Genomic DNA, 12,933 nt, shown 5'->3' on the forward strand with positions numbered 1-12,933 from the left:
GTATTAACTGCAAGGAAAGCCGGGTCCTGCCCGGCTTTTTCTTTTCTACTCAACGGTCACAAGAAAATTCACACATTCAATGTGTTGATTGTTTGGGCGAGACGATTTAATATCTCGAAAAAATAGATTTGGGTGTCGTCCAATGTTACTTTCTCGGGTTTTATCTCTTTTTATAGTTTTCACTCTTCCTATCATGGTATCCGCCTGCGCGCCTACCTTTACCGAAAGCAAGACCGCGAGTGGCGGAAGTGCGGGTACGGTCGCCGCGACGTCTAATGGAGAAACCCCGTCCCTTTCTGATGTCCGGGATATGAATGAAGGGTCCGCGCCGACAATTCAGCCCGCAAAAGAAGTGACGGAGGGCGAAATAGGAGCCGGCAACGAAATTCGCATCAAGATGCTGTCAGGATTTGGCCACCAGACATATTTATGTAGAGGGGATGACAGCTGCGAACCGATAAAGGTAATGGGCGCAACTTCTCAAAATGAGTCCTTACACAATCCGGACAATGGAAGCTCGCAAGAAGCAGAGAATATCATCGGTGAAGTAGAACTTAGCGATGAGACATTGCAACTAGTTGGCAAAAAGATAAACGGCGGGTTGAACGGGAAAAAGATCCTGATCATGACGCCTGATGTGGAACTGAGCCTGCTCACTGCCGGCGGGTTGACAGAGCCGCATGCTCTTTGGACGTCGGCGGCCAAGGGTTACGTCACCGAATTCATGGCGCAGTACTTCACGGATATGGGCTATGGCGTGGCCATCCACTCCGACGACGCGCAGCTTGTCTCGACGGAGATTGCGCAGGACCTGATTGATCTGCATGAAGATGTTGGAAAATCAATCTTTCTGTATCAGTACAACACGCTCTTTCAACTGCCGACAAAAAAGGACGGTAGTTTTAACTGGAAGCTGGGCAAAACAGCGCAGGACCTGAAAAAGGCGTATGGGGCAGATCTAGGGGTCTTCGTTTATATGCGCGATTCCTATTCAAGCGGATCGCGCGTTGCCGCTCAGTTTTTGGCTGCTGCAATTCTGGGGGTTGGAATACCGGGTGGTCAACAGGTCGGGTTTATCTCGCTGGTCGATCTCGAGACCGGGAATATCCTGTGGTATAACCGTCTGGTCTCGGGCGGCGGCGATCTTCGCACCTTTGAGCCCGCTTTCGATGCGACGGAGAATTCTATTGGAAGATATTCCTTTATGAGACTTGGCAAGGCCGCTGTTGGGTTGAGTTTACTGGTTTCGGCATGTGCAGGCACTGGCCATGTCGGTGATGTGAAACCGGGTGACGAACCGGAACTGACCACAGTAGAGGCCGGCCTGCGCATGAAGATGGATGAGGCGGAACGAAGTTTCGCCGCCAGTGCCTTGATTATCAAGGATCCTGAACTGCAGGACTATCTCGACGGGATTGTCTGCCGACTGGCAGAGAAAATTTGCCCGGATATCCGTCTCTATATTGTCAAAATCCCCTACTTCAACGCGTCCATGGCACCGAATGGCGTTATGCAGGTCTGGACGGGACTGTTGTTGCGGGCGGAAAACGAGGCGCAGCTCGCGACGGTTCTCGCGCATGAATTGGCCCATTACAAAAAACGCCATTCCATCAAGATGTGGAACAGCACCCGGAATACGACGGATTTTCTGGCCTTTTTTTCGATCGCCACGGGCGGTATCGGATATGGCTTTGTAGGCCTTGCCGCGGGTCTTGGCGCCGCCGGGTCCATTCAGGCTTATTCGCGGGATCTGGAAAATGAAGCGGATGAAATCGGTCAGGATTACCTTTATGACGCCGGTTACGATCCGGTGGAGGCAGGCCAGCTTTGGGAGAAGATAAAAGGTGAGGCGGACGCAGGAGATCGTGAGTCTACGGCCATTTTCTTTGCGTCACACCCCCCCGCCGAGGATCGGATAGAGAATCTGAAGTCAAGAGCGGAAGCCTACCCGGCGCGCCCGCTTCAGGCGCAGCAGAGAGCTGACGAAAAGTTTCGCAAACTTGTTGATGCCCGCTGGCAAGGCTGGGTTGAGGACTTGATCGATACGGGATCATATGAAGAGACGCTGTTTGTCATCGACAATCTGGAAAAGCGGGAGTTCAGCCCGGCGGCACTTGATTTCTACCGCGGCGATGTATACCGCCGGCGGAGCAATGAGGGCGATCTCGACAAGGCGAAGGAAGCCTACCTCACGGCAGCGAAATCGCCGGAAGCACCCGCCAAAACATATAAAAACCTTGGCCTTGTTGCCAAGCGTCAGAAGGAAGATGGCAAGGCCATCGAGTATTTCGAAATTTACCTCGCTCGCTATCCGGAAGCATCAGATCGCTTTCTGGTCGAGTCATACATCAAGCAATTGAGGCAATCATGAGACATTTTTTCATCCTGCTGCTTACCCTGACGATCGCCAGCTGCGCACCGACGTTCCAGCTCAAACAAACCGGTCATAGTTCCATGTGGAACAGCTATTCCGTGGCGACATCGGAATATATCAATGAACTGAAGACTGATAAATCCGTCATGTGGACGCAGGACGGGCCCATACTGGAAAGAGTGGAATTTTGGGCCCCGATATCGGATGGGGGGAAATTGCCATTTATCTTTATTGCCGGGAATGAGGAGCGCGCGGAAACCTTCCGTTCCGATATGACACCGGAAGAAATTGTCGAACTGGTTCGGAACGGTTTCTCCCTGACGCCGTCAACACCCACCTTCATCGGTAATCTCCAGCCGGCACCGTTCGGTAATAAGCAGGGATATATGATCGACCTCAATCTATCGTCCAAGGACGGATCGGACTTTAAGGGAAATCTCCTGTTCGCGACAATAAACGGCAAGTTAATGGCGGTCTTTTTCGCGGCCCGGGAAACGCATTACTATGAAGCACGGCGCCCTTATTTTGACAGCGTTGTCCAATCCATAAAAGTGAGCGGCGACGCTTAATCTATTACAAGGGGCAAGCAGGAAAGCCGGGATTTCCCGGCTTTTCTTTTTAGGGGCGACGTTGCTTGTTTTCTGTGGTTGTATCCATATCTGTTAGAAGCGCAGATTACACATACAGAAAATGACGGGAAATGACATGTCGACTATGAACAAGCAATATCGTCTTGCCGCACGTCCGGTGGGCGTCCCGAAAGACAGTGACTGGCAATTTGCAAGCGAAGCCCTTCCCGAAATCGGCGCCGATGAGGTGCTGGTAAAAAATCATTATGCGTCCCTCGATCCGGCCATGCGCGGCTGGATGAATGAGGGAAAATCCTATATTCCGCCGGTCCAGATTGGCGAAGTGATGCGCGCCGGCACGGTGGGCGAGGTGGTTGCTTCCAACAGTCCGGATTTCAAGGCCGGTGATTTTGTGAGCGGCATGCTCGGCATCCAGCAATATGGCAAGGCGCTGGCGAAGGACCTGACGCGGATCGATCCCAATCTCGCGCCAATCGAAACCTATCTCGGCGGTCTCGGCATGCCGGGGCTGACCGCCTATTTTGGCCTCTTGGACGTTGGCGCGGTGAAGGAGGGCGATACGGTGCTTGTCTCGGGCGCGGCCGGGGCTGTTGGCTCTCTTGTCGGCCAGATCGCCAAGATCAAGGGCGCGCGCGCCGTCGGTATCGCGGGCGGAGCCGAAAAATGCGCCTATGTGGTTGATGAACTCGGCTTTGATGCCTGTCTCGATTACAAATCCGACAGCTTCATGCAGGATTTGAAAGAACCGCTCAAAAACGGTGTCGATGTTTATTTTGATAATGTCGGCGGAGAAATCTTGGATATCGCACTCGCCCGCATCAACCGCCATGCCCGTATCGTGATTTGTGGCGCGATTTCCCAATATAATAATACGACGCCCATGTACGGCCCGCGCAATTACATCAATCTTCTGGTCCATCACGCGCGCATGGAAGGCTTCGTCGTGTTTGACTATATCAAGCGCTATGGCGAAGGGGTGCAGGAGTTAGCGAAATGGTACAGCGAGGGCAAACTCAAGTTCCGCACGCAAACAGAGACGGGTATTGAGAACTTCCCGTCTGTGCTCCTGAAGCTGTTCAAGGGTGAGAATACAGGAAAACTGGTCCTGAAAGTTCTAGATGACTGACAGATAAGCGTTTTTCGGGTATGATGGAGGCGTCGCCGATTTACGGCGGCGCCTTTTCTCTGTAGGCTTCTATAGAGGCGTTGCGTAGCGTGAAAGACGGTCAATGGAGTCACTCGAGCTAATCCTGATACTGGTATCCTTCCTTTTTCTGATTGGGTGTCTTTTAACGCCCATCGCGGATCGGTTAGGTGCGCCGTTTCTGCTTCTTTTCCTCTGTATTGGGATGCTCATGGGCGAGGACGGTATTGGCCGGGTTCGCTTCGATGATTTCAATCTTGCCTATAACATTGGATCCATCGCGTTGGCCTTGATCCTCTTTTCCGGTGGCCTTGATACCAGCCGGGAGATTTTCAGGAAGGCTGCCGCGCCGGCGATGGCGCTGGCGACCTTTGGTGTCGTGGCAACAACTGTCATTGTCGGTGTCCTGATTCATTTCCTCTTTGGTTTGCCGCTCGCCATTGCGCTGTTGCTGGGCGCGGTGGTGGGCTCAACGGATGCGGCGGCGACGTTTCTTTTGCTGCGGCAGCGGAATATCAAGCTGAAAGACGGTTTGGGGGAGACCCTGATGGTGGAGGCGGGGATCAATGACCCGATGGCCATCTTCCTGACAATCACTATGGTGGCGATTGTTGATAACGATCTGCCTGTCGATCTGCCGACGCTGATCAGTTTCCTGCCGGAGCTTGCGCGGCAGCTAGGTTTAGGTTTGGTTGCGGGCATTGTCGGCGGTGTTGTGACCGCATTTCTGATCAACCGGGTCAAGATGCCGGTCAGCTTGTTCGCACCCTTTGCCATGGCGTCGGCCTTGCTTCTCTTCAACATGACCGCTCTGGGTGGCGGCAGTGGCTTTCTCGCCGTTTTCATCTGCGGTGCGGTCCTGCGCGACCGGATGACACACCAGACAGAACGGGTCCGGCAGTTCCATGATGGTCTCTCCTGGATTTGCCAAATCGTCCTCTTTTTGATGCTGGGGTTATTAGTCTCACCGACCGATGTACTGGATCACATTCCTCTTGGGCTTGGCGTTGCCGTTCTGTTGATCTTTATCGCCCGGCCGCTGGCGACAACGCTCTCCTTGACGCCGTTCCGCATTGGCTGGCGGCAGCAGGCTTTCGTCGGCTGGGTGGGCTTGCGCGGTGCGGTGCCGATCTTCCTTGCAATCATTCCGGTGATCAGTCCGGGGCCGCTCAGTTCAGGCTTTTTCGATGTGGTTTTTGTCGTGGTAGTTGCTTCACTTTTCCTGCAGGGCTGGACACTCTCATTGGTGGCAGGCTGGCTTGGCCTGATCGCGGAGTCGGACGAGGAGCCGGTGCTCCCCCTCAGCGAAGGCAAGGATTGATTTTTAACCCAATAAGCCTTATTTAAGCGCGGGTCTGCGACGGAAAATTTCCTACTGCGGGCTCTTTTTAATCTCGTGCCGGATGAACCCGGGCGGGGATCAGGACATATCATGACGATGCTGGAAGAACGGGTCGCAAATCGGCGGACCTTCGCAATCATTGCCCATCCGGATGCGGGCAAGACGACATTGACCGAAAAGCTGCTGTTGTTCGGCGGTGCCATTCAGCTTGCCGGCGCTGTGAAAACGCGCGGGGAACAGCGACGTGCGCGCTCTGACTGGATGAAAGTGGAGCGTGAGCGTGGCATTTCTGTTGCTTCTTCCGTCATGACTTTCGACTACCGCGAGAAGACGTTTAATTTGCTCGACACGCCGGGCCATGAGGATTTCAGTGAGGATACCTACCGCACGCTAACAGCGGTCGATAGCGCCGTGATGGTGCTCGACGGGGCGAAGGGTATTGAGAGCCAGACACGCAAGCTGTTTGAAGTTTGTCGTCTGCGTGATATGCCGATTACAACCTTTATCAATAAGTTTGACCGAGAAGCGCTGGATCCGTTTGATTTGCTGGATGATATTGAACAAACGCTGGCGCTCGACGTGGTGCCGGCAAGTTGGCCGATTGGTATGGGCCGGAATTTTCTCGGCTGTTACGATCTGTTTAACGACCGGCTGGTGCTGGTTTCCAAGGGGAAAGGGAACCATCTCGATGAAGGGGTAACTTGTAACGGACTTGATGACCCGAAACTTGATGAGTTGCTTCCCGTCGCTGAGGTTGCCAAGCTGCGCGAAGATATAGAGATGGTCCGCGGATTGTGCCCTGAATTTGATATGCAGGCCTTTCTTGAAGGCACAATGACTCCGGTCTATTTCGGCAGCGCCATCAATAATTTCGGCGTGGAAACGTTGCTGAATGGTCTTACCGAAGCCGCCCCAAGCCCCCGCGCGGCACCGACTGCGGGGCGTGACATTTCACCATTAGAAAACAAGGTCAGCGGCTTTATTTTCAAGATACAGGCAAATATGGATCCGAAACACCGCGACCGCATTGCCTTTATGCGGCTTGTGTCCGGACATTTTAAACGCGGCGCGAAGCTGAAACATATCCGTAGCGACAAGATCATGAATATCCATAATCCGGTGCTTTTCCTCGCGCAGGATCGGGAACTGGCGGAGGAAGCCTGGCCCGGTGATATCATCGGTATTCCCAACCATGGCAACCTGCGTATCGGCGACGCCCTGACGGAGGGGGAAGAAATACGCTTTACCGGTATCCCGAGTTTTGCGCCTGAGCTATTGCAGAAGGTGCGCCCCGTCGATCCGATGCGCGCAAAGCATCTGGGTCGGGCACTGATCCAACTCGCGGAGGAGGGGGCTGCCCGTACCTTCAAGACGCGCATGGGGTCGGACTGGGTGGTCGGTGTTGTTGGCGCGTTGCAGTTTGAAGTGCTGGCGGATCGTATCCGCACGGAATATGATATCCCGGTTAATTTTGAACAGACCGAACTTTACACCGCTCGGTGGGTGGAATGTGATGATACGCGGGAGATGAAGAAATTCCTTGATGGAAATCAGGCCTCGCTTGCAGAGGATCATGACGACGCACCGGTGTTCCTGGCACGCAATAGCTGGCATCTGGAACGGGCCGAAAAAGACTGGCCGAAAATCAAATTCCTGAAGACTAAAGAGCAATCCGCCTGATACACGGAAACGAAGGAGAAACCCATGCCCTCATTTGATATTGTCTCGAAAACCGAAATGGCGGAAGTTGATAACGCGCTGAATAACATTCGTCGGGAAATAGAGACCCGCTATGATTTCAAGGGCAGCAACTGCACGATTGATCGCGCCGAGCAGGCCATAACCATTCATGCAGATGATGATCTTAAGCTGAAACAGATGCATGAGTTGCTGGCAACGCATTTGACCCGCCGGAAAGTCGACGCCGGCGTTCTTGATTACCAGACGCCGGAGAAATCTGCCGGTCAAAGCGTTCGGCAGGTCGTGATCGTCCGGGAGGGTATCGATAAGGATCTCGCGAAAAAGCTGGTCAAAGAAATAAAAGGCTCCAAGATCAAGGTGCAGGTATCAATCCAAGGGGACGAGCTACGCGTTACCGGCAAGAAGCGTGATGACCTGCAGGAAACCATTGCCTTCTGCAAGGGGCTCAAACAGGAACTTCCCCTGCAATATGTGAATTTCCGCGACTGAGGCGTTACGGCATAGGGCCAAAGGTGCGATTCATTATCTTTGGCGGACCGTCTTCATATATCTGCATGATGGCGATTTCACCGTATTTGTCCGGTTGGCGATCTTTCCCGCCGAGTTGACCGTAGATGCTCTGCAGATTATCAGTGTTGCCGACCCACATCACCGTTTTGCCAGGGTTTTCCATGATTAATCGCTCAGCCACGTTACTGATCTCGATCACCCGCAGCTTGATCCCGCGCTGCGCGATCAGTGGCTTGACCGTATCAAGATTGCGCTTTTTATCAGGGCTGTAGATCACGTCGATATCTAAGTCGGCAACGGCAGCGGGTAGGGCCTCGGCGCGGGCGATGCCCTTTTCATTGAGGTCGGTCGCAAAGGGCGCGCGATCTGCATGACGCAAGAGAATGACTGTCGTTTCAGTGCCGGGCGGAGAGTTGACCGTACTACAGGCAGAAAGAAGAAAAATAACACTAAAGGCAGTCAGAACACCAAGTATAAATCGTTTTCCAATCATAAAATCCCCTTCCGGCAGCATTTCCCGCATTCTTATAATAAAGATACCTGATATTTGCACAATGTGACAAATAAAGGCCATTTTCAGGCGATCATATTGGTGCCTGATTTTGATTTTAACGCTAGTTCCATTCGATAAAAAATTATTCTTTAGGTGGAGCGTTTTTCATGATCGATTTAATTCATACCATTCTTAAATTTACCCATATCATTAGCCTAACGTTAGGTGTAGGGGGCGCTATTATTGCCGATCTGTTTGTTATTGGATTGTTGAACAAAGCCATTACACGACAGGAACTGAGATTACTTGAAAACTTGGAGAAGTTTGTATTCGTAGGGTTGATGTTACTCTGGATTTCGGGTGTCGGCTTTTTTGTCGAGTATCAGCTGTTCAATCCGGAAAAGCTGTCAAATCCGAAGATATTGGCGAAGCTGACGATTGTCATGATTGTGACTCTGAACGGCCTTCTGTTTCATATGTTCTTTCATAACAGGGTTTTCCAGGAAGGGCTGGTCATCGTGAAGTTGCCGCCGCTTACTTACTACAGTTTGATTTTATTCGGGACGATCAGCAGTTTCAGCTGGATAGGGGCAATGACCCTGGGGGCCGTGTCACAGTTGAACGACGTCTTTCCCTATATCCAGATCATGGTCGGTTATCTTGCGATCGTCGCGTGCGGGATGATCAGTGGCCTGATGTTTGCTACTTTCAAAAGATGGCACGTGAACCGTGATCCCGAACTGACGGTTTCAGCCGCCAGGGAAAAGACGTTCCAGGCACCGCCGCAATTTGCACTAAAGCGTTAAGGTGAAACAAGTTGATCCGGGCTTGTTGTCCGGATCAGCTATTTTCAAGCCAGCGAATATAATGCTGTCTCCGCCGCCCCCTCTTTGGTCGCTATGTCGCCGGTTTCGATCATATGCAGGATATGCGCATAGACCGAGCGGGCCGCAGCCGGATGCAGGTTTACCGGTACATCCACATACATTCTTTTCACCATATCCGGGATTGTCATTGGGCCGTTGCTCAGGCAGCTGCGGATCTGGTCCATGCGTTCGTGCCGGTGGGCAATCAGGGCCTCAACAAAGGGTTTGGTTTCGGTGATTGCAGGGCCATGGGTTGGCCAGTAGGTATCATAATCAAAGCCCAGCAATTTCTCGAGACTTTGCATATATTGGCTCATATTTCCATCAGGCGGAGAGACGACCGTGGTTGACCAGCCCATCACATGATCGCCGGTAAAGAGAGTATTCTCTTCGCGCAAACCAAAGCAGACATGATTTGAGAGATGTCCCGGCGTATGAATGGCATCGACGGTCCAGCCATTGCCGAGAATGACGTCGCCATCTTCCAGCTTCACATCGGGCATGAAGTCTGTATCGCCGCCTTCTTCGATTTTGAATTCGGACACGCCGCTTCCGTGGGGACCAAAGCCATAGGTTTTGGCGCCGGTTAGCTGCTTTAAGGGCTCGGCCGCGGGGGAATGATCATGATGGGTATGGGTGATAAGAATATGGGTTACCATCTCTCCCTTCAGCGCCGCCATTAATGCGCCGACATGTGCCCCGTCGAGTGGGCCGGGGTCAACAACCGCCACTTCACCGCGCCCTATAATATAGGTGCCGGTACCGTGAAAGGTGAAAGCGCTCGGATTATGGGCGATCACCCGGCGGATCAGCGGGCTAAGCTCCTCCGCCACGCCATATTCAAACTCGAACTCTCTTTTGAAGGGGACTTTAACTGCCATGATCCTGCTTTCCGGTTTTTGGTGATTGTAACCAATCGAGCGGGAGCGGCAACAGGAACTTTTTTCAAATTAAGATGGATTTACTTGCCGACTTAAGGAATTCATCAGTCTAAATGATTGAGACGGCTTATTTGCAACGCCGTGAATGTTGGAGAGAATAAAGTTTTTCGCCTCATCCATACAATGTGTCGTTGTTGAGGTAAGCTCGATATCTTTCAAATGGGCGACGGCTTGGGTAAGCTTGATGATGTTGAGATAAGCGGATCTCGTTGGTGACGGAGACGCTTACGATCCGTCGTATGCCAGCTTCCAGAGTAATATCACCCAAAATATGCATATCTTCGTAGGAGAATTCATCCTCATGTCCACGCCGATTATCAAGTATCGCAAAATAGTTGGAGGAGGGATTATCCCCAAGCGTCTTCCGATAGACCGGGATGCGATGTTCGCGGCTGATCGGTCCCGTTGCTGTCATGAAATGTACATGTTCGCCATAACACTCCAGCGTCTCATAGCTGATGTTGGCGAATGCGCCTGAGGAGATTTTGCGTCCTTGCATGTTCTTTCCCGTATTAGTTTCGAGCATTTATTTAATACTGACAGTTACTAATACTTTGTGAATGCTATCCATCAAAATTCACATGAGGTCAATATCATAAAAATCAAATAAATGTAAATATAAAATTTTTCACTAATTTTTTAATAATTCGCATTTGGAGTTCAATATATATATTCATTCAATATATATATTTTTTACTTATAATAGCCGAACTATTTTTATACATCTAAATAAATAATACTTCCTAATATTTACTATCTTTGGTAGGTGCATGACGTAGGGTCACCTTGAGGTGCCGACTAATTTGACCTTAGACAAGAATAGTTATTCGCCGCCGCTACTTTCGCGGCAATCCGGGTCTGTCGTTATGAGCAGCTGGAAGATTTCGCTAGTTTGAGGGGAGCTGCTGCTGGGTCGGCAAGGAGTTGAATTCTGGAGAAAACGAAAGTTTTTGCTTCTTTCAGGCATTGTGTCGAGGTTGCCTGCATGTCAAAATTTTTCATATCGGCGACCGCGCGGGAAAGGTTTACGATGTTTTGATATGCGGGTTCTTTGGTAACCGCGACGCACACCATGCGCCTTATGCCTACGCGCAGGAGAGTATCGGCCAGAAAATGCATATCGTCGTAGGAAATCTTATCTTCATATCCGGCGCGATTATCGAGGATCGCAAAGAAAGTAGAGGAGGGATTGGTTTTGAGTAACTTCCGGTAAACCAGCACGCGATGCTCGCGGGTGACGGGTCCTAACGCTGTCATGAAGTTGATATGTTCTCCGCCGTATTCCAGAGTTTCATATCTGATATTGGCAATTGTTCCGGAGGAGATTTTACGTTCTTGCATCTGGCTTCCCGCATTAGATGGAGTAGCCTGATTTAACGCAAATAGTTCCTAACACTTCATGAACTTTTCCTCACAGCCTCGAACTAATATTGTGTTTTTATAATTAAATGATTTGCCGTGCCTGATCCGGCAAAGTCTTGAGCATCAGTCGAGCATTGGTTTTGGGAAAAGCGGTTTTATTATTCGGCCTTTGCATATTCATTCATATACATCAGGATGAATTTTTCTGCTGTCGCGAAATCAGCGGTCGAAATTGCTTCGACTTCTAGATTCTTTGTCATGGAAATAGCCTTGATCAATCTGATAATTTTATCATAGGCCGGATCCTTTGTCACAACCGCATAGATAAAGCGCTTGATGCCACGTGAGATGAGCATATCACCAATCCCGGACATATCCGCCATGGAAAGGAGGCTTTCCTTAGCTTTACGGTTATCAAGTATGCAAAAGTAATTGCTCGTTTTCGTCAGGGCCAGTGTTTCTTCATAAACGGGCGCGCGATCTTCCCTGTCCAATGAGCCGCTTTGTGTCACGACATGCAGGTACTGACCACAACATTCCTTCGTTTCATATTTAATATTTGTAAATGAAGCGGACGCGATTTTACGCCATTTCATAAAAGACCCTTTCTCAATACGTAACTCTTCTAAATACAAATAATATTGGGATACTTAAAAACAATGAATATTTTTGGACACTAATAGAATTTTTGTGAGGTTTCAAGCATCTCCGCAAAGGGGAGCTTTACGGATTGACCGGGAGTTGATAGTCTTTCAGACAATGAAAACCAGACGTTGTCTGCGAACCAATCGGCAGGGGCAGGCAATGGAATTTGATATCAGAATTGGGGAAGTAAGATGGCTCTGATAGGACGGCAGAAGCTATTGGCGATGCTGCTTTGGGCCGCAATAGCAACTCTTCCCGCGGCCACACATGCCGCCGATACCACCAGCGAATATGACATTGCAATTGATCTGGCAACTATGTTGCAATCTGCCCGCTCGATTATTGGTGAGAACCAAGATCTTATTAACGATCCAACGATCGGCGACAAGGGCCTCACGGCGGAAGTCGTGAGGGAGGGGGCGTTGAAAAAATTCACATCGGCCAAAGGTGGCGCCCAACCGGATTTGTCCGGCGATGATCGTAGGAGTCGTCTCCTGAAGGCACAGATTGAGGCGATTTCCAAGGTTGTTACAGAAAATCAGGATACGATCAATCAGCCGGGTATTGCGTTCAAGGGCTTCGTCCCGGCTGTGTTCGCCCGTCTGGTGAATGAAGAATTCAAACGGACAATGGGCGAGGAGGCGGAGGTGAAGGTCACCGCGCCGCCGGAACTCATCCGTAACCGCAAGGCTCGCCCCGATGACTGGGAAGTAGAGGCCATTCGCAATGATCTGTCCGCACCGGGCTGGGAGAAGGGCGCCATTTTTTCTGCTGAGGCGGCTAATCGGGGTCGTCCGGCATTCCGCGTTCTCGTCCCTGAATATTATGGGCAGGGCTGCCTTTCCTGCCATGGCGCTCCGAAGGGGGAGCTTGACGTGACCGGCTATCCGAAAGAGGGTGGTCATCTTGGCGATCTCGGCGGAGTGATTAGTGTAACGCTGTATCGAAACTGACTCGGTCGCCCG

Annotated in this window: 13 protein-coding genes; 8 read left to right on the forward strand and 5 right to left on the reverse strand. The window is 51.1% G+C overall.

What is annotated here, in order from left to right; genetic code table 11:
- Window positions 1-142 precede the first annotated feature (142 nt).
- The 6 genes from AC0L73_RS16630 (at window position 143) to AC0L73_RS16655 (ending at window position 7,640) form a co-directional block, all read left to right on the forward strand.
- Entirely contained in the window at window positions 143-2,371 is a 2,229-nt protein-coding gene (locus tag AC0L73_RS16630) for a M48 family metalloprotease (protein ID WP_473654303.1), read from the forward strand.
- Window positions 2,368-2,943 carry a hypothetical protein gene (locus AC0L73_RS16635; protein WP_207043819.1) on the forward strand — a complete coding sequence of 192 codons (576 nt, stop codon included), beginning with the start codon at window positions 2,368-2,370 and terminating at the stop codon, window positions 2,941-2,943. The genes AC0L73_RS16630 and AC0L73_RS16635 overlap by 4 nt, the downstream gene beginning before the upstream one ends.
- 136 nt (window positions 2,944-3,079) lie before the next feature.
- Complete coding sequence (locus AC0L73_RS16640; RefSeq protein WP_473654304.1) at window positions 3,080-4,090, forward strand: NADP-dependent oxidoreductase; 1,011 nt, start codon at window positions 3,080-3,082, stop codon at window positions 4,088-4,090.
- A 103-nt stretch (window positions 4,091-4,193) separates the two neighbouring features.
- Window positions 4,194-5,429, forward strand: a complete 1,236-nt coding sequence (locus tag AC0L73_RS16645) for a potassium/proton antiporter (protein WP_227951555.1) — start codon at window positions 4,194-4,196, stop codon at window positions 5,427-5,429.
- A gap of 111 nt (window positions 5,430-5,540) precedes the next feature.
- Window positions 5,541-7,130 carry a peptide chain release factor 3 gene (locus AC0L73_RS16650; protein WP_473654305.1) on the forward strand — a complete coding sequence of 530 codons (1,590 nt, stop codon included), beginning with the start codon at window positions 5,541-5,543 and terminating at the stop codon, window positions 7,128-7,130.
- Between the two features lie 24 nt (window positions 7,131-7,154).
- Complete coding sequence (locus AC0L73_RS16655) at window positions 7,155-7,640, forward strand: YajQ family cyclic di-GMP-binding protein (RefSeq protein ID WP_227951557.1); 486 nt, start codon at window positions 7,155-7,157, stop codon at window positions 7,638-7,640.
- A gap of 4 nt (window positions 7,641-7,644) precedes the next feature.
- On the opposite strand, the gene AC0L73_RS16660 is transcribed toward AC0L73_RS16655, so the two are convergent.
- Window positions 7,645-8,154 carry a histidine phosphatase family protein gene (locus tag AC0L73_RS16660; protein ID WP_227951558.1) on the reverse strand — a complete coding sequence of 170 codons (510 nt, stop codon included), beginning with the start codon at window positions 8,152-8,154 and terminating at the stop codon, window positions 7,645-7,647.
- Window positions 8,155-8,321: 167 nt separating this feature from the next.
- Here AC0L73_RS16660 and AC0L73_RS16665 point away from each other — a divergent pair, with 167 nt between their 5' ends.
- Window positions 8,322-8,960 (forward strand): hypothetical protein, encoded by a 639-nt coding sequence (locus AC0L73_RS16665; protein ID WP_473654306.1) that lies wholly within the window; start codon window positions 8,322-8,324, stop codon window positions 8,958-8,960.
- Between the two features lie 44 nt (window positions 8,961-9,004).
- On the opposite strand, the gene AC0L73_RS16670 is transcribed toward AC0L73_RS16665, so the two are convergent.
- From AC0L73_RS16670 to AC0L73_RS16685, 4 genes are all read right to left on the reverse strand, one after another.
- A complete protein-coding gene (locus tag AC0L73_RS16670; RefSeq protein WP_227951560.1) occupies window positions 9,005-9,901 on the reverse strand; it encodes an MBL fold metallo-hydrolase in 897 nt (298 codons plus the stop codon).
- A gap of 172 nt (window positions 9,902-10,073) precedes the next feature.
- Entirely contained in the window at window positions 10,074-10,460 is a 387-nt protein-coding gene (locus AC0L73_RS16675) for a hypothetical protein (RefSeq protein ID WP_473654307.1), read from the reverse strand.
- Between the two features lie 365 nt (window positions 10,461-10,825).
- Window positions 10,826-11,302, reverse strand: a complete 477-nt coding sequence (locus AC0L73_RS16680) for a hypothetical protein (protein ID WP_473654308.1) — start codon at window positions 11,300-11,302, stop codon at window positions 10,826-10,828.
- 179 nt (window positions 11,303-11,481) lie between these two features.
- Window positions 11,482-11,919, reverse strand: a complete 438-nt coding sequence (locus AC0L73_RS16685) for a hypothetical protein (protein WP_227951564.1) — start codon at window positions 11,917-11,919, stop codon at window positions 11,482-11,484.
- 240 nt (window positions 11,920-12,159) lie between these two features.
- On the opposite strand from AC0L73_RS16685, the gene AC0L73_RS16690 reads away from it, so the two are divergent.
- Window positions 12,160-12,921: a Tll0287-like domain-containing protein gene (locus AC0L73_RS16690; RefSeq protein WP_227951565.1), complete on the forward strand. Its 762-nt coding sequence runs from the start codon at window positions 12,160-12,162 to the stop codon at window positions 12,919-12,921.
- Window positions 12,922-12,933 lie beyond the last annotated feature (12 nt).

It is taken from the genome of Sneathiella sp. D3-11, from assembly GCF_055809395.1.

Bases quoted from the DNA above. Each gene is read 5' to 3' on its own strand.
- AC0L73_RS16635 (WP_207043819.1), top strand. From the start codon at position 2,368: ATGAGACATTTTTTCATCCTGCTGCTTACCCTGACGATCGCCAGCTGC.
- AC0L73_RS16645 (WP_227951555.1), top strand. From the start codon at position 4,194: ATGGAGTCACTCGAGCTAATCCTGATACTGGTATCCTTCCTTTTTCTG.
- AC0L73_RS16650 (WP_473654305.1), top strand. From the start codon at position 5,541: ATGACGATGCTGGAAGAACGGGTCGCAAATCGGCGGACCTTCGCAATC.
- AC0L73_RS16680 (WP_473654308.1), bottom strand. From the start codon at position 11,302: ATGCAAGAACGTAAAATCTCCTCCGGAACAATTGCCAATATCAGATAT.
- AC0L73_RS16640 (WP_473654304.1), top strand. From the start codon at position 3,080: ATGTCGACTATGAACAAGCAATATCGTCTTGCCGCACGTCCGGTGGGC.
- AC0L73_RS16685 (WP_227951564.1), bottom strand. From the start codon at position 11,919: ATGAAATGGCGTAAAATCGCGTCCGCTTCATTTACAAATATTAAATAT.
- AC0L73_RS16670 (WP_227951560.1), bottom strand. From the start codon at position 9,901: ATGGCAGTTAAAGTCCCCTTCAAAAGAGAGTTCGAGTTTGAATATGGC.
- AC0L73_RS16665 (WP_473654306.1), top strand. From the start codon at position 8,322: ATGATCGATTTAATTCATACCATTCTTAAATTTACCCATATCATTAGC.
- AC0L73_RS16660 (WP_227951558.1), bottom strand. From the start codon at position 8,154: ATGATTGGAAAACGATTTATACTTGGTGTTCTGACTGCCTTTAGTGTT.
- AC0L73_RS16690 (WP_227951565.1), top strand. From the start codon at position 12,160: ATGGCTCTGATAGGACGGCAGAAGCTATTGGCGATGCTGCTTTGGGCC.
- AC0L73_RS16630 (WP_473654303.1), top strand. From the start codon at position 143: ATGTTACTTTCTCGGGTTTTATCTCTTTTTATAGTTTTCACTCTTCCT.
- AC0L73_RS16675 (WP_473654307.1), bottom strand. From the start codon at position 10,460: ATGCAAGGACGCAAAATCTCCTCAGGCGCATTCGCCAACATCAGCTAT.
- AC0L73_RS16655 (WP_227951557.1), top strand. From the start codon at position 7,155: ATGCCCTCATTTGATATTGTCTCGAAAACCGAAATGGCGGAAGTTGAT.